Below are 20,002 nucleotides of genomic sequence, written 5' to 3'. Positions count from 1 at the left end.
AGCGCCCCGCCCATGTCCCTGCTCCGTATCTATGCCCGCGTGCTCCATCTGCTCGGAAAGGAGGCGCGGCTGGGCTGGTTTCTGGCGATCGCCAACCTGGCCCTTGCGGTGGCACAGTTCGCCGAGCCGGTGCTGTTCGGACGCATTGTCGACTCGCTCTCCGGCAACGCCTCGACCAGCACCGCCTGGCCACTGCTCGCGGCCTGGGCCGGATTCGGCCTGTTCACGATTTTGGCCAGCGCCTGGGTCGCGCTGCAGGCCGACCGGCTGGCGCACCGGCAGCGCCATGCGGTGCTGACGAGCTATTTCGAGCACATTTTGCAGCTGCCGCTGACGTTCCATTCCGGCACCCATTCCGGCCGACTGATGAAGGTGATGATCAACGGCACCGACGCGCTGTGGAAGCTGTGGCTGTCGTTCTTCCGCGAGCACTTCGCCGCCATCATGTCGGTGCTGGTGCTGCTGCCGCTGTCGCTCTATCTGAACTGGCGGCTCGCGATCCTCTTGTTCGTGCTGTGCGTGGTGTTCACGGTGCTGACGACGCTGGTGGTGCGCAAGACCTACGGCATGCAGAGCGAGGTCGAAGAGCACTACAGCGACCTGTCGGCGCGCGCCTCCGATGCGCTCGGCAACGTCGCGCTGGTGCAGAGCTTCGTGCGCATCGAAGCCGAGGTGCAGGGCCTGCGCAACGTCGCCGGCCAGTTGCTCTCGGTGCAGATGCCGGTGCTCGGCTGGTGGGCGCTGGTGACGGTGATCACGCGCGCCTCCACCACCATCACGGTGCTGGCGATCTTCACCCTCGGCATCGCGCTGCATCAGCAGGGACTGAGCTCGGTCGGCGAGATCGTGATGTTCGTGTCGTTCGCGACCATGCTGATCCAGAAGCTCGAGCAGGTCGTGTCCTTCATCAACAACGTGTTCATGGAAGCGCCCCGGCTGGCCGAGTTCTTCACCGTGCTCGACGCCGTGCCGGCGGTGCGCGACCGCCCCGACGCGATCGAGGTCGGCCGACTCTCGGGCCTGGTCGAATTCAACGAGGTGTCGTTCTCCTATGACGGCAAGCGGCCGGCGGTGGAGGACCTCACCTTCACCGCGTTGCCCGGCCAGACCATCGCGCTGGTCGGCCCGACCGGCGCCGGCAAGTCGACCGCGATTGCGCTCCTGCATCGCGCCTTCGATCCGCAATCCGGCTTCATCAAGATCGACGGCATGGATGTGCGCGGATTGAAGCTTGCGGCGCTGCGCCGGAACATCGGCGTCGTGTTCCAGGAGGCGCTGCTGTTCAACCGCTCGATCCGCGAGAACCTTTTGGTCGGCAAGCCCGATGCGACCGAGGAGGAGATTCGCACCGCCGCCGCGCGCGCCCAGGCGCTCGACTTCATCGATCGTGCCGACCAGGGCTTCGATACCAACGCGGGCGAGCGCGGCCGCATGCTGTCCGGTGGCGAGCGCCAGCGGCTCTCGATCGCGCGTGCCCTCTTGAAGGATCCGCCGATCCTGATTCTCGACGAGGCGACCTCCGCGCTCGATGCCGTCACCGAGGCCAAGCTCAACGCGGCGCTCGACGAGGTGATGAGGGGACGCACGACCTTCGTGATCGCACACCGGCTCTCGACCATCCGCAACGCGACGCGAATCCTGGTGTTCGAGAACGGACGCGTGATCGAAAGCGGAACGTTCGATGAACTCGTCGCCAAGGGCGGCCACTTCGCGGAACTCGCGAAGGCCCAGTTCATGGTGCAGGAGAGCGCGCGCGCGACTCTCGCAGCGCCGGAGAGCGACGGCACCATCGTCAAGACCTGATCGCGGGACGCTTTCATCGTGGAATTGAATGGCTGGCCTCTGTTCGCCAGCGTCGAGCCGGTATAGGTTCGCGGCCTGCCGCAACCGAAGCGGCGCCGGACACGCTTGAAACCCGAAAGCCCGCTTGCCCACCTCGCCGCGCGAGGCGGGTCTCAAAGGACCGGACCAGACCAGTGCAGACGCTTCGCCTGTTGTTCCGCTACGCCCCGATCAAGATCATCGCTCTCGCTGCCGCTCTCGTGCTCACGCCCCGCTGGGCCAGCGCCGAGGCGCTGTTGCTCGTCGAAGCCGATACCGGCAAGGTGCTGGAAGCGCAGAACGCGACCTATCCATGGTATCCCGCGTCGGTCACCAAGCTGATGACGGCCTATGTCGCCTTGAAGGCGGTCAAGGACGGCAGGATCACGCTTGACACGCTGTTCACGGTCTCACCGGCCGCGGCATCACAGTCGCCGTCGAAGATGGGCTATCGGCCCGGCACGCAGGTCACCGTCGACAACGCGCTGAAGATGATGCTGGTAAAGTCCGCCAACGACATGGCGGTGGTCTTGGCCGAGGGCGTCGGCGGCTCCATCGACGGCTTCTCGGCGATGATGAACGACACCGCCCGCAAGCTCGGCATGACGCAGACCAGCTACGTGAACCCGAACGGACTGCCTGCCGACGGCCAGATCACCTCGGCGCGTGATCTCGCGATCCTGGCGCGCGCCATCATCCGCGATCTTCCCGAGTACGAATATTTCGTCCACATCCCGTCGATCCGCTACGGCCGCCGCGTCGTGCAGAACTTCAACAAGCTGATCGGGCGCTATCCCGGCGCCGACGGTTTCAAGACCGGCTTCATCTGCGCCTCCGGCTACAATCTCGTGGCGTCGGCGACCCGCAACGGCAAGCGCCTGATCGCGGTGGTGCTCGGCGCCTCCTCAGGACAGATGCGCGCCGTGCGCGCGATCCAGATGCTGGACCGCGGCTTCAACGGCAACCAGCTGAGCTGGCTGAAATCGCCGCTCGGCACAGTCGATCAGCTGGCCCCCGTCGACGCGACGCCGCCCAACCTGCGCGACGACATGTGCAACGGCCGCCGCCACCGACCAGCCAGCGACGACGACGAGGACACCGTTGCCGGCGCAGACGGCGAAGCAACCGGCGGCACCCTGCTCGCCGGCCTGCAGGCGCCGACCATGAAGCCGTCCGAGCTGCTGGCGGCGGCGCCCGTCCCGTCCGAGCCGGTGCTGGTCTACACCGGCCCGACGCGCACCGGCGCGGCGCTGATCGCCGCCGTCGCCGCCGATGCCGACGCTCAGACCCCGGCCAGACACCGCGGCAAGAAGGCGCATGCCGCCGCGCGGAAGGATGCCAAGCCGGCCACCCGGACCGCCGCCAAGACCGATGCGGATGCGAAGGCCGCAGCGAAGCCGGAGGCCAAACCGGCGGAGGCCAAGCCGGGCGCGGCACGCCACGTCGCCGCCAAGCACGATGCCGGCGCAAAACCGGCGGAAAAGACAGGCCCCGACGCGCCCAAGCCCGCCAAGCCCAAGGCCGCCGCAAAGCCGAAGACGGCCGGCAAGCCCGCGCCGAAGGACGGCTGATCCGGCGCGGCCCATAGGGCCGCAGCCGACTGGGCCCAGCCTCCGCCCGGCCTCCTTACCCTGCCGCTTTCGTCGACACGCCGGCCGCTTGCCTTGAAGGGCCGGAAATTCGATATTGGCCGCCGCCAGTTTCCCGAGCGAGGCTGGCGGACGCCAATACACGAACAAGAGACGATCAGAGAGGAAGGGTCATGGAGCGCATCTGGCTCAAGCACTATCCGGCCGGCGTTCCCGCCGATATCGATCCGGGCAAATACCCGTCGCTCGTCGACCTGCTGGAAGAGAGCTTCAGGAAATTCGCCGATCGCCGCGCCTTCATCTGCATGGACAAGGCGATCAGCTATCGCGAGCTCGACGACATGTCGGTCGCGCTGGGCGCCTATCTGCAGGGCCTTGGGCTGGCCAAGGGCGCGCGCGTCGCGCTGATGATGCCGAACGTGCTGCAATATCCGATCGCGATCTCCGCGGTGCTGCGCGCGGGCTACGCCGTCGTCAACGTCAACCCGCTCTACACGCCGCGCGAGCTCGAGCACCAGCTCAAGGATTCCGGCGCCGAAGCGATCATCGTGCTGGAGAACTTTGCTCACACGGTGCAGCAGGTGGTCGGCCACACCCAGGTCAAGCACATCGTCGTCGCCAGCATGGGCGACCTGCTCGGCTTCAAGGGCGTGATCGTCAACCTCGTCGTCCGCCGCCTGAAGAAGATGGTGCCGGCGTTCTCGCTGCCGGGTGCCGTGCCCTTCAACGATGCGCTCGCGACCGGCCGCGGCAAGCGCTTCCAGAAGCCCACCATCGGTCCGGACGACGTCGCCTTCCTGCAATATACCGGCGGCACCACCGGCGTCTCCAAGGGCGCCACGCTGCTCCATCGCAACGTCGTCGCCAACGTGCTGCAGAACGATGCGTGGCTGCAGCCAGTGATGGACAAGCCGCCGCATGTCGATCAGTTGCTGATCGTCTGCGCGCTGCCGCTCTACCACATCTTCGCGCTGACCTGCTGCTTCCTGCTCGCGGTGCGCGCGGGCGGCGCCAATCTCTTGATCCCCAATCCGCGCGACATCCCCGGCTTCATCAAGGAGCTCATGAAGTATCAGGTCACCACCTTCCCGGCCGTCAACACGCTCTACAACGGCCTGCTGCATCATCCTGACTTCCGCAAGATCGATTTCTCCAAGCTGAAGGTCTCCAACGGCGGCGGCATGGCCGTGCAGCGCCCGGTGGCCGAGCAGTGGAAGCAGGTGACGGGCTGCAGCATCGCCGAAGGCTACGGCCTGTCGGAGACCGCGCCGGTGCTGACCTGCAACGTGCCGACTTCGACGGAATTCACCGGCACCATCGGCCTGCCGCTGCCGTCGACCTGGCTCTCGATCCGCGACGACGACGGCAACGAAGTGCCGCTGGGACAACCCGGCGAGATCTGCGCCAAGGGCCCGCAGGTGATGGCAGGCTACTGGAATCGTCCCGACGAGACCGCCAAGGTGATGACATCGGACGGCTTCTTCCGCACCGGCGACGTCGGCGTGATGGCCGCGGACGGCGCGATCAAGATCGTGGACCGCAAGAAGGACATGATCCTGGTCTCCGGCTTCAACGTCTATCCGAACGAGGTGGAGGAAGTGATCGCGACCCATCCGGGCGTGCTGGAGACCGCCGTGATCGGGCTGCCGGACGAGAAGACCGGCGAGGTCGTCAAGGCCTTCGTGGTGAAGAAGGATCCCGACCTCACGTCCGAGGACATCATCAAGCACTGCCACGAGCAGCTCACGAACTACAAGGTGCCGAAGCAGATCGAGTTCAGGACCGAGCTGCCGAAGACCAATGTCGGCAAGATCCTGCGCCGGGAGCTGCGCGACGAGAAGAAGAAGCCGGCGGCGGCCGCCTGAGTCCATTGGCGCCGCAAGCGCCGGCATGCGATGAGGGACGTGCGATGACGGATACGTGATCACGGCGGGCCGTTGCCGTTTCCGGCGCGCCGAATAGTGTAGCGCGCACCGCGCAAGACACATTCAAAAGACACATCCAGGGGAAGGAGTAACTCGAATGACCATCCAGGTTGGCGATAAGCTGCCGCAGGCCCAATTCCGCGTCATGACCGGCGAGGGCCCGCAGGTCAAAACCACCGACGACATCTTCAAGGGCAAGAAGGTCGCGCTGTTCGCGGTGCCCGGCGCCTACACCGGCACCTGCCACAAGATGCATCTGCCGAGCATCTTCCTCAACGCCTATGCGCTGAAGGACAAGGGCGTCGACACCATCGCGATCGTCTCGGTCAACGACGCCTTCGTCATGAACGCCTGGAAGCGCGACACCGACCAGCGCGACGAGGCCGTGTTCCTGGCCGACGGCAATGCCGAGTTCACCAAGGCGATCGGCATGGAGCTCGACGCGTCCGGCGCCGGCCTCGGCATCCGCTCCAAGCGCTATTCGATGCTGGTCGAGGACGGCGTGGTCAAGAAGCTGAACCTCGAAGCCGCGCCGGGCAAGGTCGAGGTCTCCGGCGGAGACACCCTGCTCGGGCAGCTGTAAGTAAACACGCACTGCTGCAGATGATCAGTCGTTCCGGGGCGCGAAGCGAACCCGGAACCTCGAGATTCCGGGTTCGACGCTCTCGCGTCGCCCCGGAACGACGATCAAACTCACGACCGTAGAAGACCTCAGCCCCGCACGTTCTTCTGCATCCTGGCCATCGCCACGCCATCGCGCGCCAATTGATCGGCGCGCTCGTTCTCGGCGTGGCCGGCGTGGCCCTTGACCCAGTGCCAATTGACCTTGTGCGGCTTCAGCGCGGCATCGAGCCGCTGCCAGAGCTCGGCGTTCTTGACCGGCTTCTTGTCCGCGGTTTTCCAGCCGTTGCGCTTCCAGCCGTGGATCCAGCCGGTGATGCCCTGCCGGACATATTGGCTGTCGGTGTAGAGCTCGACCTGGCACGACTTCTTCAGCGCTTCCAGCGCGGAGATCGCGGCCATCAGCTCCATGCGGTTGTTGGTCGTGTGCGGCTCGCCGCCCTTGAGCTCTTTTTCCTTGTCGCCGAAGCGCAGGATCGCGCCCCAGCCGCCCGGCCCCGGATTCCCCGAGCAGGCGCCATCGGTGTAGATGCTGACGACCGGATGCTCGCTCACGCCACGGCTCCACCGATGCCGTAGTCGCGCACGCTGGTCACCGCCTGGTGGAAGCGCAGCTTGCGGACATATTCGAGCGGATCCTTGGGCTTCACCAGCGCGCCGGGAGGCACGTTGAGCCAGTCCACCAGCCGCGTCAGCAGGAAGCGGATCGCGGCGCCGCGCGCCAGCAGCGGCAGCGCCTCCTGCTCGGCCTCCGACAGCGGCCGGACGCGGCCATAGGCATTGAAGAAGGCGCGCGCCTTGGTGACGTTCAGCGAATGATCGGCCTCGAAGCACCAGGCGTTGAGGCAGATCGCGACGTCATACGCCAGAATGTCGTTGCAGGAGAACGGGAAGTCGATCAGCCCCGAGAGCTTGTCGCCGAGGAAGAACACGTTGTCCGGAAACAGGTCGGCGTGGATGACGCCTTCCGGCAGATGCGTCGGCCAGGAGCGCCCGAGATGATCGAGCTCGGCGGAGAGCAGCGCGGAGAGGCCGGCCTGCACCGTGTCGGCGCGGTCGGCGGCCTGGGCGAACAACGACCGCCAGCCGGCGACCGAGAGCGGATTCTTGCGCACCAGCGGGAAGTCGCGTCCGGCCAGATGCATCTGCGCCAACGCCGCGCCGACGCCGGCGCAGTGGGTGACGTTCGGCTTGCGCGGCCACATGCCTTCCAGGAAGTTGATGATCGCCGCGGGCCGGCCGGACAGGCTCGAATACACCGCCCCGTCGCGGTTGCGGGCGGGCTGCGGACAGCTCACGCCGCGCTCGGCGAGGTGGGCCATCAGCCCCAGAAAATACGGCAGATCGTCCACTGCCACGCGCTTCTCGTACAGCGTGAGGATGAAGGAGCCCTTGGTGGTGTGCAGCAGGAAGTTGGAGTTCTCGACCCCTTCGGCGATGCCCTTGTAGGAGAGCAGCTCGCCGATGTCGTAGGTCTTGAGGAAGTCCGCAAGCTCGTCGGCGGCGACGTCGGTATAGACCGCCATGCGCTATCCCAATTATCGAAGTTCGCCTGCCCCCGCCTCTCCGATGCGAACTTCGTCACCGAACAGGCCCGTAGCGCCCTTCATCGCGCATGCGGGCGCCGCGTTCAAGGCCGAGAGGCCGCCGAGGGCGGAAAAGAAGCGGCCGCCTTTACTCGGCCGCGGCTTCCGGCCGCAGCGAGCGCGGCAGCGGGAAGAACTCGTTCTCTTCCGCCGCCGAGACCGTCTCGACATGGAGCACGTAGCGCTCGGCGAAGGCGCCCATGATCTCCTCGACGATCACCTCCGGCGCCGAGGCGCCGGCGGTGATGCCGAGGCTCTTGATGCCCTCGAAGCGCGCCCAGTCGATGTCCGAGGCACGCTGCGCCAGCACGGCAATCGGGCAGCCCTCGCGCTCGGCGACCTCGCGCAGGCGCTGCGAGTTCGACGAGTTCGGTGCGCCGACCACGATCAGCGCGTCGACCACCGGCGCCACCTTCTTGACCGCCAGCTGGCGGTTGGTGGTGGCGTAGCAGATGTCTTCCTTGTGCGGGCCCGAGATGTTCGGGAAACGGCCCTTGAGGATCGCGACGATATCCTTGGTGTCGTCGATCGACAGCGTGGTCTGGGTGACGAAAGCGAGGTTGTTGGGATCCTTCGGGGTGAAGGTCGCCGCGTCCTCGGCGGTCTCGATCAGCGTCACGGCGCCCGCCGGAAGCTGGCCGACGGTACCGACCACCTCCGGATGGTGCGAATGGCCGATCAGCAGGATCTCGCGGCCGCGCTTGAAGTGGATCGCCGCCTCGCGGTGGACCTTGGTGACCAGCGGGCAGGTCGCATCCAGGGAGAAGAAATTGCGCGCCTGGGCCTCGGCCGGAACCGATTTCGGCACGCCATGCGCCGAAAATACCACCGGTGCGTTGGTACTGTCGGGAATCTCCGCCAGTTCCTCGACGAAGATGGCGCCCTTGGTCTTCAGGCTGTCGACGACGTATTTGTTGTGCACGATCTCGTGGCGGACATAGACCGGGGCGCCATAGATGGCGAGCGCCCGCTCCACGGTGTCGATGGCGCGCACCACGCCGGCGCAGAAGCCGCGCGGCGAGCAAAGCACGATTTTGAGGTCTGGTTTGGCTGCCATGGGGCTGGTCTAAGCTGATCTTTGCGGGCTGGTTTCGGCGACCACGGACCCCCGGGCCGGCAAGCGGGGGCGGTCGATACGCGAGGAGCTTGGGTCTGACACTGGTTTGGGTAGGACTTGGGACTGCTTTCGAGCGCTGTCAAGGCCGTTTTCTCCAGGCCATTGCGCCATGCCCCCGGGACGGCTTATATAGGGCCAATTCCCGTCATCGCCGATGACCGCAGGTTTCGCCTCCAGGGCCGGGGCGGAGCACAAAGGAGATTTGCCATGAGCAACGCCCCGCTGATGCCGAAGGCAACTGCCGTGTGGCTGGTCGACAATACTGCCTTGACCTTCGACCAGGTCGCCGATTTTACCAAGATGCACCCGCTCGAGGTGCGCGCCATTGCCGACGGGGACGCCGCCCAGGGCATCAAGGGCATGGATCCGATCTCGACCGGGCAGCTCACCCGTGAGGAGATCGAGAAGGCCGAGCGCGACCCGAATTACCGCCTGCGGCTGCAGGAGAGCAAGGTGGTGCTGCCGCCGCAGCCCAAGCGCAAGGGCCCCCGCTACACCCCGGTGTCGCGCCGCCACGAGCGCCCGAGCGCCATTCTCTGGCTGGTGCGGAACCATCCCGAGCTCAAGGACGCCCAGATCATGCGCCTGGTCGGCACCACCAAGACCACCATCGCCAGCGTGCGCGACCGCACCCATTGGAACGCGCAGACGCTGACGCCGATGGATCCGGTGACGCTCGGCCTGTGCTCGCAGATCGAGCTCGACTTCGAGGTCCAGCGTGCCGCCAAGGAAAAGCCGCTCGACGCCAATTACAGCGGCGCCACCCTGCTCCCGGCCTCCGAGACCACCCGCAAGGACGAGTACGAGCCGGCGGGCCGCGACGAGGACGACCTCAACGTCGACGCCGTGTTCGCCAAGCTCAAGACCATCGGCGGCAAGAAGCAGGACGACGAGGAGTAGGACGCGGGCGTCCGTCTCTCGATCGCCAAAGGTGCGTGACACGTCCTTCGCTGTCGTCCCGGCGAACGCTGGGACCCTAGCCACAGGATCGCGCAACTGCCCGAGCCGGTTGTGACTAAGCCTTCCGTTCCTGACTCGCGGATGGGTCCCGGCTCAAGGCCGGGACGACAGCCGTGGTCAGGCCCGAGACCCGCGACCAACGAACCTCCCAAAAAAATGGCGCCGGGGATGCCGGCGCCATGGCAGTCTGGGAGGAACTGAAAAGATCAGAACTTGTAGGTGACGCCGACGCCGACCAGCCACGGATCGATGTTGGCGCGGCCGGTGACCGGAATTGCACCGTTGACGGTTGCCGAGTAGTTCGGCTGCAGCCACAGCTTCTTGACGTCGACGTTCAGGCCCCAGTGCCTGTCGAGCATGTAGTCGAAGCCGAACTGGACCGCGGCGCCCCACTGGTTGGAGATGTGCAGGTTGGTGACGGCGAGACCGTTCCACACCTGGTTCGCGGCGCTCTGGTTGAAGAAGACCGTGTAGTTCACGCCGGCACCGACATAGGGCTTGAAGGCGCCGAAATCGGTGAAGTGATACTGCAGGGTGAGCGTCGGCGGCAGCAGCCACGCCTTGCCGATGTTGAGACCGTCGAGCGAGCCGGTGCCGCCGATGGAATGCCGGGTGACGCCGAGGATCAACTCGGCCGCGATGTTCCTGGTGAAGAAGTAGCTGATGTCGAGCTCGGGCACGACCGAGTTGGAGATCGACAGGCCGGAGTTCGGCGACGACAGCGCCGGCACGCCGGTCACGTTCACGCTGGAGCCACCGGCATCCGGCAGCACGCCGAGCGCTCGCACACGAAGCATCCACGGATTCCACGCTTCGACCACCGGCGCCTTGGTGTAGACCGGCGCCGCCTGCAGGTCGGCTGCTTGCGCCGAGCCCATGGCTCCGCAGATCGCCGCCAGCACCAGCAGCGACGACGAAAGTTTCAAGATTCTGTTCATCGAAGTCCCCATAGCCACCCTTGAGCAACATTTGCGCGGGCACAGCCGCGCCTTGCGGTCGCAGATGTGGCAGGGACGCCATGGACTTGGATTTGATCTCAATCAATCGGCATTGTTGCAGTGCCGATGTCACGCAACTGTTGCATCGAAGTCACGCGCCATGAGAGGCGCTTGCACGTGCGCTCAGGGACGATCGGGATGGTTCATCATATATTCGCCGAGATCGCGCTGCCGGCGATCGGCGCGCGCCTCGGCACGTTGCCGCTGCACGTCGCGGTCCTTGCGGCACGCGACATATTCGGCGGAGCCCGGCGCGACCTTGCCGCCGGCCTGACAGACCGCATCGTCATCGTCATTGCCGAGCGCCACTGCAGGACCCTGGTTGCGGGAGGCGCAGGCCGTGAGCGAAAATACGGCCATCAGCACCAAGGCCAGGCGGGCGGAGGTCTGTCGCATCGAACGTTCCATTCTCGTCAATCGGGCTGGTCTCGGCCGTTGCTTGACGACAATGCGCGCCCGGGTCAAGCCCGGGGCACGTTCAGCGGCGGCGCGTCAGACGCGGCTCTTCAGCGCCTCGCCGATTTCCTCGAGCACCTTGGGATCCTCGATCGTGGCCGGCATGCTCCATTGTTCGCCGTCGGCGATCTTCTTGATCGTGCCGCGCAGGATCTTGCCCGAACGCGTCTTCGGCAGCCGGCCGACGGTGATGGCGAGTTTGAACGCAGCGACGGGGCCGAGCTTGTCGCGCACCAGCGCCACGATTTCCTTCTCGATTACAGACGGGCTGCGCGAGACGCCGGCCTTGAGCACGAGGAAGCCGCAGGGCACCTCGCCCTTGATCGCATCCTTGATGCCGAGCACGGCGCATTCGGCGACGTCCGGATGCGAGGCCAGGATCTCCTCCATGCCGCCGGTCGAGAGCCGGTGGCCGGCGACATTGATGATGTCGTCGGTGCGGCCCATCACGAAGACGTAGCCGTCCTCGTCCTTGTAGCCGGCGTCCGAGGTCTTGTAGTAGCCGGGGAATTCGCTGAGATAGGATTCCTTGAAGCGGTCCTCCTGCTGCCACAGGGTCGGCAGGCAGCCCGGCGGCATCGGCAGCTTGATCACGATCGAGCCCATGGTGTTGGCGGGCACGGGCTTGGCGGCCTCGTCGACGATGTCGACCTGGTAGCCCGGCATCGGCACCGTTGGCGAGCCGTGCTTCACGGGCAACAGGCCAAGGCCGACCGGATTGCCGGCGATGCACCAGCCGGTCTCGGTCTGCCACCAGTGGTCGATGACCGGCACCTTGAGCTGCTGCTCGGCCCATTCCACGGTCGGCGGGTCGGCGCGCTCGCCGGCGAGGAACAGCGTGCGGAACTGTGACAAATCGTATTTGCGCAGCAACGTGCCTTCGGGATCCTCCTTACGGATGGCGCGGAACGCGGTCGGCGCCGTGAACAGCGCCACCGCCTTGTGGTCGCTGATGACGCGCCAGAACGCGCCGGCATCGGGCGTGCCAACCGGCTTGCCCTCATACATCACCGACGTCGCGCCATGGATCAGCGGGCCGTAGATGATGTAGCTGTGGCCGACCACCCAGCCGATGTCGGAGGCGCACCACCAAACCTCGCCCGGCTTGATGCCATAGAGATTCTCCATCGACCATTTCAGCGCGACGAGGTGCCCGCCATTGTCGCGCACCACGCCCTTCGGCTTGCCGGTCGTGCCCGACGTGTAGAGGATGTAGAGCGGATCGGTCGCCAGCACGGGCACGCACGGCGCCGCCTTGCCATTGGCGAGCGCGGACTTCCGCAGCGCGGCCCAGTCGTAATCGCGGCCGGGCTTGAGCTCGCAGACATGCTCGGGACGCTGCAGGATGATGCAGGCCTTGGGCCTGTTGTCGGCGAGCTCGATCGCCTGGTCGAGCAGCGGCTTGTATTGCACGATGCGGCCGGGCTCGATGCCGCAGCTCGCCGACAGCACGAGCTTTGGCGTCGCATCGTCGATGCGGGTGGCGAGCTCCTTGGCCGCGAAGCCGCCGAATACGACCGAATGCACCGCGCCGATGCGCGCGCAGGCGAGCATCGCGACCATCGCTTCCGGCACCATCGGCATGTACAGGATGACGCGGTCACCCTTGCCGACGCCGAAATCCTGCATGATCGCGGCGAGCGTCTGCACCTCCTTCAGCATCTCGGCATAGGTGAGCTTGGTGACCGAGCTGGTGAGCGGCGAATCGTGAATCAGCGCCAACTGCTCGCCGCGGCCGGCGGCAACGTGGCGATCGAGCGCGTTGTAGCAGGTGTTGACGACGGCCCCAGTGAACCAGCGGCCATAGGCGCCCATCGACGGATCGAAGATCTTTTTGGCCGGCTCGATCCAATCGATCGCGCGGGCGGCCTCGGCCCAGAACCCTTCGGGGTCCTGCAGCGACCGTGCATGGACCTCGTGATAGCGGCTCGCAGCGCTCATGACGTTTCCCCAAGATCTGTGTTTATTCCCGACTATTGTCACGGGACAAAGCGACAGTTCAAGCCGTCATGAATTGATCCAGATCAGGCGGGCCGGACGTCCGGGCCATTTTCCGGGCCGGATCAATGCACTGCGTCGCGGAGGGTATCCAGGCGACGCTGCAGGGCTAGACGAAGGTCGTAGCCCGGCTTGCCGAAGCGGGCGTTGCGCTCGGCGATGAAGTCACGCTGCCTGCTGCGCAGCTCGGCAGCGGCGCGGCCGCGCGAGGACTTCAGCAGCCGGGCGTAGCTTTCGGAAATGCCGAGATCGAGCACCGAGAGCTGCGGGTCGGCACAGATGACCTTCTCGACCTCGCGTACGGCGGTGGCGCAGTCGAAGGACGGCCCGCTGCGCTCCGACGGGACGTTCAACGGACGCGGCGGCTCGGCGCCGAACTTCTTGATCTCGGCCAGCATGACGCGCCGGCCGGCAATGGCATTGTCGTTACCGGGATCCAGCCGCAGCGCCGCCTCGTAGTCGGCCAGCGCCTTGGCGCGCTCGCCCATCTTCTTGTACAGCACCGCCCGGTTGTTGTAGGCGAGCGCGAAATTCGGATCGAGCCGCAGCGCGGCGTCGTAGTCGCTGAGCGCCGCGCCGAGCTCGCCCTTGAACTGATGGGAATCGCCGCGGTTGGTGAAGAAATTTGCCCGCTGCTCCATCCTGATCGCCTGGTCATAATCGGCGATCGCCTTGTCGTACTCCTTCATGGCGGCGTAGGTGAGGCCACGATTGTCATAATATTCCGACACCTTCGGATCGCGCCGGATCGCCTCGTCGTCATCGGCCAGCGCCTTGTCCAACTGGCCGAGCTTCTTGTAGGCCGCGGCACGATTGGTGAATGTGCGCGGCCGTTTCGGGTCGAGCCGAATCGCCTCGTCATAATCGCGCACGGCCTTCTCATTGTCGCCGCGCAGGTAGAAGGCGACGCCCCGGTCGGCATAGGCCTGCGCGTAGTCGGGCTTCAGCCGGATCGCCTGATCGTAGTCGGCCAGAGCGCGATCGAGACGACGCTGCTCGGTATGGACAACGCCACGCAGCTCAAAGGCTTCGGCGTCATTCGGATCGAGCGAGATCGCCATGCTCAGATCGGCGGTCGCCTTGCCGGCATCGCCACCGGCTTCGCGCATCAGGTCGCCACGCAGCCGGTAGGCGCGCGCATTCTTGCCATCGAGCGCGATGGCACGGTCGAGGTCCTTCAGGGCCTGGGTCAGGCCGCCCGAGATACGCGCACGGGCGTCCGCGCGGGCAACCAGGGCGATGGATTGATCCTTCGGCGAACTCGATGCCTGCTCGATTGCGGTCGAGCAGGCGGTGATGAGCTCGGACGGGGGCGCCTTGCTGCCCAAAGCGCATTCGGGGTCTGCGGCGAATGCAGGCCGGGCCCCGAGGCCAAGAACAAGACCGGCTGCAAGACCCAGCGCGAGGTAGGATGAGCGGGATGATATCGAACGAATGAAAGCGTGCATCGGCATGGACTCGGCTCGAATTTCGACTGTTGCGGGTGAGACGCTGATCTCCCCCGTTGTCGTCTCCGGCCGGAACCCGGTTCAAGCGGCCACGCCGATGGTCAATAGCCGTCGACGCCGTTCAGCCGCCGCAGGCGGTCCTGCATCGCCTTCTTGAGATCGTAGCCGGGCTTGCCAAAGCCGGCGTTGCGCCGCGCGATGAACGCGTCCTGCTCGCGCTGCAGGGCGCGTGCCGCGGCGGGGCCGGCCGCCTCGCGAACGACGCGGGCCTGCGCGCCGTCGATCTCGCGATCGAGATTGGCGAGCTCCGGATCGGCGCAGATCGCCTTCTCCACGGCGCGCCGCGCCATGGCGCAATTGAAGCTCGGCCTGCCCGCGACGGCCATCTGCGCGCCCAGGCGCTCGAGCTCCACTGCGAGCGCGTGGTAGTTGCTGCGGGCGCTGGCGTGATCCGGATTGAGCCGCAGCGCCGCGGCGAAATCGGCCAGCGCCTTCGGACGGTCGCCCTTCTTGCGATGCAGTTCGCCGCGCGCATTGAAGATGCTGGCGAGCGTCGGGTTGAGCTGCAAGGTAACGCCGTAGTCGGCGATGGCGCGATCGATCTCACCCCTGGTGATGAAGATCGAGGCGCGCGCGATCAGCGCGTTGATGCGGTCGGCCCTCGCGGCCTTGGGATTGTCGATCACGGCGCCGCATTCGGTGAGCACCTTGTCGCCATCGCGCGCCTCCGAGGCCGCCATACAGGCACCGGCATCCACCGCCGGCTCCTTGCCGGGCTCGGCCGCGCCGACCGCATGGGCCTGGGTCGAGACCAGCCATCCGAGCGTGACAAGCGCAGCGAGGCACAGCATCCCATCCCGGCGATCGGCTGCAGCCCATGAGGAGACGGATGCGGTCAAGGCAGATGGCTCTCTCAGGTCGTGGGCGATCCGGCACGGCGCGGGCGTAGCCGCCGCCGCGGCGACTTCAACTATACAGCGGCAGCCGCGGTGCGACAGTCCTTTCCTGCAGAAGGCGCCCCTTGCGAACGGGCGCTCGCGAGCTGATTGCGGCCCGACAAAAATGCGTGTGGTCGTGCCGCGCATTCCCCTCGCGATGTTGTGGATGCGCGCCCCCGGCGATGCCCTCGGTCGCCATTTGAACCTGTTGCGATCCCAGCAGACACAACCGCATGACTATTCTGACCGACAATTCGCGCGCACGCGGCGTCGTTGCGTCCCCTGCGCGCTATTTCTATTTCAACATGGCTCTGGCCTGCATGGCCATTGCGATCATCGGCTTCGCACCGACCTACTGGCTGCCACTGGCCCGCGGCTCATTCTCCGGCGCGCCCGTGATTCATTTCCACGGCTTCCTGTTCTTCACCTGGACTCTGTATTTCGCGCTGCAGAGCTGGCTTGCCGCATCCGGACGCACGGCGCGGCACCGCTCGCTCGGCATCTTCGGCGTATCGCTCGCCACGGCGATGACGATCTTTGGCTTCCTCGTTGCCATCGAGGCGATGAAGCGCTCTGCGGCAATGGGGCAGGTCAATGAGGGCATCGCCTTTGCCATCGTGCCGCTCAGCGGCATCGCCTTCTTTGCCGTGGTCTTTACGCTCGCGGTTGTCCATCTGCGCCGGCCGGAAACGCACAAGCGGCTGATGCTGCTCGCCGGCATCTCGCTGCTCGACGCCGCCGTGGCGCGCTGGTTCCTGACATTCCTGGCGCCGCCCGGCCCGCTCGGCCCGCCGCCGGTGTTCGTAACGATCCCGCCGGCTTTCGTCGCCTACCTGCTGCTCGTCGTCGCCATCATCCACGACCGCCGCACGTTCGGACGTGTCCACCCGGTCTACGTCTATGGCGGGCTCGCGCTGATCGCCGTGAAGCTCCTGAACTGGCCGATCAGCGTGACCTCGGCATGGCATGCATTCGCGGGCGGCATGCTGGCGATGGCGCAATAGCCCTCAACAAGACAAAGCCGTTCCACACCACCGTCATTGCGAGGAGCCGAAGGCGACGAAGCAATCCAGAGCTCCCGAGAGACTCCGGACTGCTTCCGCCTTCGCTCTTCGAGCTACGGCGGACACGTCGCTTCGCTCGCAATGACGAGAGCGGCGAGATCTAACTCCTGCAGGTCAACCCGCCATCCACCACCAGCATGGTGCCGGTGACATAGCGCGACTCGTCGGAGGCGAGGAACAAGGCGGCATTGGCGACGTCGAAGGCATCGCCCATATGCCCCATCGGCACCTGCGCATCGCGCTTGCGCCACATCTCCTCGACATCGCCCTTGGCGTAGCTCGCAGCCAGCCCAGCGGAGTGCTCGACCATCGGCGTCTTCATCAGCCCGGGCAGGATCGCATTGACGCGGACGTGCTTCGGCGCGAACTCGACCGCGGTCGTGCGCGTCATCTGGTTCATCGCCGCCTTGCTGGCGCCGTAGCTGACATAGGAAATGCCGACCTGGCGGATCGAGGCTACCGAGGAGATGTTGATGATGGAGCCGCCGCCCTGCGCGATCATCACTGGAATGACGTGCTTCATGGCAAGATAGGCGCTCTTCAGGTTGACCGCGAACACGCGGTCCCATTCCGCTTCATCGACATCGACCACGCTGCCCATCTCGGCAATGCCGACATTGTTGTCGAGCACGTCGATGCGGCCATAGGCGGCAACGCAAGCCTTCACCATCGCCTCGACCTCGACCGCCTTCGAGACATCGGCGGTGAACGCCTCGGCCTGCCCGCCTTCGCCTGAAATGATCGAGGCCGTCTCCGCGGCGGCGTCCTTGTTGCGGTCGACGCAGAACACCTTGGCGCCCTGTCGCGCAAAGGTCACGGCCGTGGCCTTGCCGTTGCCCCACCCCGGCCCGATCGAGCCCGCACCGACCACCAGCGCCACCTTGCCCCTGAGACGATCCATCGCGTTCTCCCGTCGTTTATTCGTTATTCGCTACAGGCGCTCATCGTGATGGTCGCGGCGCCGATGTCATGGCCGAAAATGTCCGACAGCGTCCGGCATTGCCCGTCCGCACAGATGCGCCACTCCCCAGCCGCGCCGGAATTGGCGAGCACGATCCGCGACAGCGGCCCCCGCTGGGTCTGCCACTGGAACCAGCCGTCGACCAGCCGCGCCTCCGGCGGCGGCTCCATGCCCGCGCCCGAGCCCTTGACGCGCGCCTGCACCAGTTCGAGACCATCGGCCGTGACGCGCCAATCCTCCTGCCACGCGGTCTTCTCGACCGAGTGGGTCCAAGCCAAAGTGAAGCCGGCGAGCGTCAGCGCCTTCACCACACCCGATGACGCGAGGCAGAGGCTCAAGCGGAAGCCGCCACGGCAGCCGGCGGCCGCTGCCGCCACTGCCACGCCACGATCACCACCGCCAGGGCAAATCCCAGCACGTCACTGTAGGGAAATTCGCCGAGCAGGCAGACCGACGCGACAAACGCCAGCAGGCGTTCGACCAGGGTCATGCGCACGTACAGGAAGCCGATCGCCACCATGCCGAACAGGCCGATCGAGATCAGCGCCTTGACGGAGGCATACGCCACCGCGCCGATGAAGCCGAGTTGCGCCTCCATCGGGTCACCTGGCTGCAGCATCAGCGCGGGCGAGTAGACGAACAGGAACGGAATGACGTAGCCGGCGAGCGCGATCCGCATCGCCTCCCAGCCGATCTTGTCGGGATTCTCCTTGGCGATCGGGGCGGCCGCCAGCGCGGCCAGCGCGACCGGTGGCGAAAGGTCGGCCATGATGCCGTAGTAGAACGCGAACATGTGGCTCGCGATCAGGGGCACGCCGAGCTTGGCGAGCGCGGGGGCCGCCAGTGCCGCGGTGATGATGTAGGTCGGGATGGTCGGGATGCCGGTGCCGAGCAGGATCGACAGCAGCATCGTCATGATCAGCGCCGCGAACAGGCTGGTCTTGCCGAGGCCGATCACCCAGCTTCCGAAGATCGAGCCGACGCCGGTCTGCGTCATCATGCCGATGATGACGCCGACGATCGCGCAGGCCATGCCGACGGTCAGCGCCGACTTCGCACTTTCAGCCAGAGAATCGCGGCAGGCGTGCAAGGTGCCCATTCCGCCGCGCACGAAGCCGGTGATGACGATGAGCGCGACGACGACGGAGGCGACGGGAATGATCTGCAGGCCGTTGCGCGACAGCGCGCCGACGACGAGCGCGAGCCCGATCCAGAAGACGTAGCGCAGCACCTGGTTGGAGAAGCCCATGGTGATCGAGGTCCCCAGGATCAGCGCCACCGTCAGCGCGAGTCCCATCGAGCCCGCATACAGCGGCGTGAAACCCTCGAACAGCATGTAGACCAGCGCGGCGAGCGGCAGCACGAGGTACCAGCGCGCCACCAGCGCCTTCCAGGCGCTCGGGATCTCTGACGGCTTCATGCCGGTCAGGCCGTGCTTGCCGGCCTCCAGGTGCACCATCCAGAACGCCGAGGCGAAATACAGGATCGCCGGGATCACGGCGGCCTTGACGACGACCGAGTAGTCCACGCCCAGGGTTTCGGCCATGATGAAGGCGACCGCGCCCATCACGGGCGGCATGATCTGTCCGCCCATCGACGCGGTGGCTTCCACGCCGGCCGCAAAGGCGCGGCGGTAGCCGAACCGGATCATCAGCGGAATCGTGAACTGGCCGACAGTGACGACATTGGCGACACCCGAGCCCGAGATCGTGCCCATCATGCCGGAGGCGAACACCGCGACCTTGGCAGGACCGCCGCGGGTGCGCCCGAACAGGCCGAGCGAGACGTCGGTGAACAGCTGGATCATGCCGGCATGCTCGAGGAACGAGCCGAACAGGATGAACAGGAAGATGTAGGTCGCCGAGACGTAGATCGGCACGCCGTAGAAGCCCTCGGTGCCAAACGACAGATGCGTGACGATCTGATCGAAATCATAGCCGCGATGGTTGAGCGGCGCCGGCAGATACTGGCCGAAGAACCAGTACAACAGGCAGGCGCCGCACATCAGCGGCAGCGCGAGCCCCATCAGCCGGCGCGTGCCCTCGAAGATCAGTACCGCCAGCAGGGTTCCGACCACGAGATCGGTGCGCGTCGGATCGCCGTCGCGCGCGATCAGATCCGCATAGAAGATCCACTGGTACAGCCCGCAGAGGAAGCCGATGGCGCCGATGGTCCAGCCCGCGATGCGCCCCGCATCGGTCTTGGCGGTGAAGTTGCCGATCAGGCCGAAGGTCAGCAGCAGCAGGAAGCCGACATGGACGCCGCGGACGACCTGGCTCGGCAGATAGTTGAAGGCGGCGACGTAGAGCTGGAATATCGCAAAGGCGAGCCCGATGCCGTAGGCCAGATAGCCCCAGCGGCCGGGACCGAAGCCTTCCGGAAAGCCGTGCTCGAAATTGTCGAACTCGACCTTGACCGGCGTTTCCATGTTCACGGCTTCGATCGTCATGATCCCCCCAACGCGCCCATCAGGCGCTGCTGACCATGGCCGCAATCACCTGAACGACAAGACTGCGCGGG

17 protein-coding genes are annotated in these 20,002 nt (G+C 66.0%); 6 read left to right on the top strand and 11 right to left on the bottom strand.

From position 1 onward, the window contains the following. Nucleotides 1-12: 12 nt before the first annotated feature. From QW881_RS29045 to QW881_RS29030, 4 genes are all read left to right on the top strand, one after another. Nucleotides 13-1,803, top strand: coding sequence for a glucan ABC transporter ATP-binding protein/ permease (locus tag QW881_RS29045; protein ID WP_315758850.1), 1,791 nt, complete (start codon nucleotides 13-15; stop codon nucleotides 1,801-1,803). A gap of 173 nt (nucleotides 1,804-1,976) precedes the next feature. Continuing rightward, complete coding sequence (locus QW881_RS29040) at nucleotides 1,977-3,392, top strand: D-alanyl-D-alanine carboxypeptidase family protein (RefSeq protein ID WP_316159176.1); 1,416 nt, start codon at nucleotides 1,977-1,979, stop codon at nucleotides 3,390-3,392. A 191-nt stretch (nucleotides 3,393-3,583) separates the two neighbouring features. Continuing rightward, the gene (locus tag QW881_RS29035) at nucleotides 3,584-5,275 is read left to right on the top strand and encodes a long-chain fatty acid--CoA ligase (RefSeq protein WP_316159175.1); all 1,692 of its coding nucleotides are present in this window, start codon (nucleotides 3,584-3,586) and stop codon (nucleotides 5,273-5,275) included. Between the two features lie 157 nt (nucleotides 5,276-5,432). Beyond that, nucleotides 5,433-5,918 (top strand): peroxiredoxin, encoded by a 486-nt coding sequence (locus QW881_RS29030; protein WP_315716297.1) that lies wholly within the window; start codon nucleotides 5,433-5,435, stop codon nucleotides 5,916-5,918. 128 nt (nucleotides 5,919-6,046) lie between these two features. On the opposite strand, the gene rnhA is transcribed toward QW881_RS29030, so the two are convergent. The 3 genes from rnhA to ispH form a co-directional block, all read right to left on the bottom strand. Further along, a complete protein-coding gene (gene rnhA / locus QW881_RS29025) occupies nucleotides 6,047-6,511 on the bottom strand; it encodes a ribonuclease HI (protein WP_315736125.1) in 465 nt (154 codons plus the stop codon). After that, complete coding sequence (locus tag QW881_RS29020; protein WP_315736124.1) at nucleotides 6,508-7,482, bottom strand: homoserine kinase; 975 nt, start codon at nucleotides 7,480-7,482, stop codon at nucleotides 6,508-6,510. Before QW881_RS29020 ends, rnhA begins: the two co-directional genes overlap by 4 nt. Nucleotides 7,483-7,630: 148 nt before the next feature. After that, the gene (gene ispH, locus QW881_RS29015; protein ID WP_315716301.1) at nucleotides 7,631-8,599 is read right to left on the bottom strand and encodes a 4-hydroxy-3-methylbut-2-enyl diphosphate reductase; all 969 of its coding nucleotides are present in this window, start codon (nucleotides 8,597-8,599) and stop codon (nucleotides 7,631-7,633) included. Nucleotides 8,600-8,866: 267 nt separating this feature from the next. Between ispH and QW881_RS29010 the strand changes: the two genes are divergently transcribed. Beyond that, nucleotides 8,867-9,559, top strand: a complete 693-nt coding sequence (locus QW881_RS29010; protein WP_315736123.1) for a DUF1013 domain-containing protein — start codon at nucleotides 8,867-8,869, stop codon at nucleotides 9,557-9,559. Between the two features lie 266 nt (nucleotides 9,560-9,825). Here the strand turns inward: QW881_RS29010 and QW881_RS29005 are convergent, their stop codons facing one another. The 5 genes from QW881_RS29005 to QW881_RS28985 all read right to left on the bottom strand — a co-directional run bounded on the left by QW881_RS29005 (nucleotide 9,826) and on the right by QW881_RS28985 (nucleotide 15,370). Next, a complete protein-coding gene (locus tag QW881_RS29005; protein ID WP_315736122.1) occupies nucleotides 9,826-10,557 on the bottom strand; it encodes an OmpW family protein in 732 nt (243 codons plus the stop codon). A gap of 183 nt (nucleotides 10,558-10,740) precedes the next feature. Next, nucleotides 10,741-11,013: a hypothetical protein gene (locus QW881_RS29000; protein ID WP_315736121.1), complete on the bottom strand. Its 273-nt coding sequence runs from the start codon at nucleotides 11,011-11,013 to the stop codon at nucleotides 10,741-10,743. Between the two features lie 96 nt (nucleotides 11,014-11,109). Further along, nucleotides 11,110-13,014, bottom strand: coding sequence for a propionyl-CoA synthetase (locus QW881_RS28995; protein ID WP_315758857.1), 1,905 nt, complete (start codon nucleotides 13,012-13,014; stop codon nucleotides 11,110-11,112). A gap of 122 nt (nucleotides 13,015-13,136) precedes the next feature. Further along, the gene (locus QW881_RS28990) at nucleotides 13,137-14,519 is read right to left on the bottom strand and encodes a tetratricopeptide repeat protein (RefSeq protein ID WP_315758897.1); all 1,383 of its coding nucleotides are present in this window, start codon (nucleotides 14,517-14,519) and stop codon (nucleotides 13,137-13,139) included. A 101-nt stretch (nucleotides 14,520-14,620) separates the two neighbouring features. Beyond that, a complete protein-coding gene (locus QW881_RS28985; RefSeq protein ID WP_315758898.1) occupies nucleotides 14,621-15,370 on the bottom strand; it encodes a tetratricopeptide repeat protein in 750 nt (249 codons plus the stop codon). A gap of 320 nt (nucleotides 15,371-15,690) precedes the next feature. Here QW881_RS28985 and QW881_RS28980 point away from each other — a divergent pair, with 320 nt between their 5' ends. Next, nucleotides 15,691-16,461: a hypothetical protein gene (locus QW881_RS28980; protein ID WP_316159174.1), complete on the top strand. Its 771-nt coding sequence runs from the start codon at nucleotides 15,691-15,693 to the stop codon at nucleotides 16,459-16,461. A gap of 160 nt (nucleotides 16,462-16,621) precedes the next feature. On the opposite strand, the gene QW881_RS28975 is transcribed toward QW881_RS28980, so the two are convergent. The 3 genes from QW881_RS28975 to QW881_RS28965 are packed head-to-tail and all read right to left on the bottom strand — an operon-like array spanning nucleotide 16,622 to nucleotide 19,910. After that, nucleotides 16,622-17,422 (bottom strand): SDR family oxidoreductase, encoded by an 801-nt coding sequence (locus tag QW881_RS28975; protein ID WP_315758859.1) that lies wholly within the window; start codon nucleotides 17,420-17,422, stop codon nucleotides 16,622-16,624. A 23-nt stretch (nucleotides 17,423-17,445) separates the two neighbouring features. Beyond that, nucleotides 17,446-17,820 carry a DUF1850 domain-containing protein gene (locus QW881_RS28970; RefSeq protein WP_315758861.1) on the bottom strand — a complete coding sequence of 125 codons (375 nt, stop codon included), beginning with the start codon at nucleotides 17,818-17,820 and terminating at the stop codon, nucleotides 17,446-17,448. Then, nucleotides 17,817-19,910 carry a TRAP transporter permease gene (locus tag QW881_RS28965; RefSeq protein WP_315758899.1) on the bottom strand — a complete coding sequence of 698 codons (2,094 nt, stop codon included), beginning with the start codon at nucleotides 19,908-19,910 and terminating at the stop codon, nucleotides 17,817-17,819. Before QW881_RS28965 ends, QW881_RS28970 begins: the two co-directional genes overlap by 4 nt. Nucleotides 19,911-20,002 lie beyond the last annotated feature (92 nt).

Origin of the sequence: Bradyrhizobium sp. SZCCHNS3016 (genome assembly GCF_032484535.1) — a bacterium.
In the GTDB taxonomy this organism is placed as follows: Bacteria; Pseudomonadota; Alphaproteobacteria; order Rhizobiales; family Xanthobacteraceae; genus Bradyrhizobium.
Note: the sequence above shows the minus strand (reverse complement) of the source record. Positions and strands in the feature narration are given on the sequence as shown.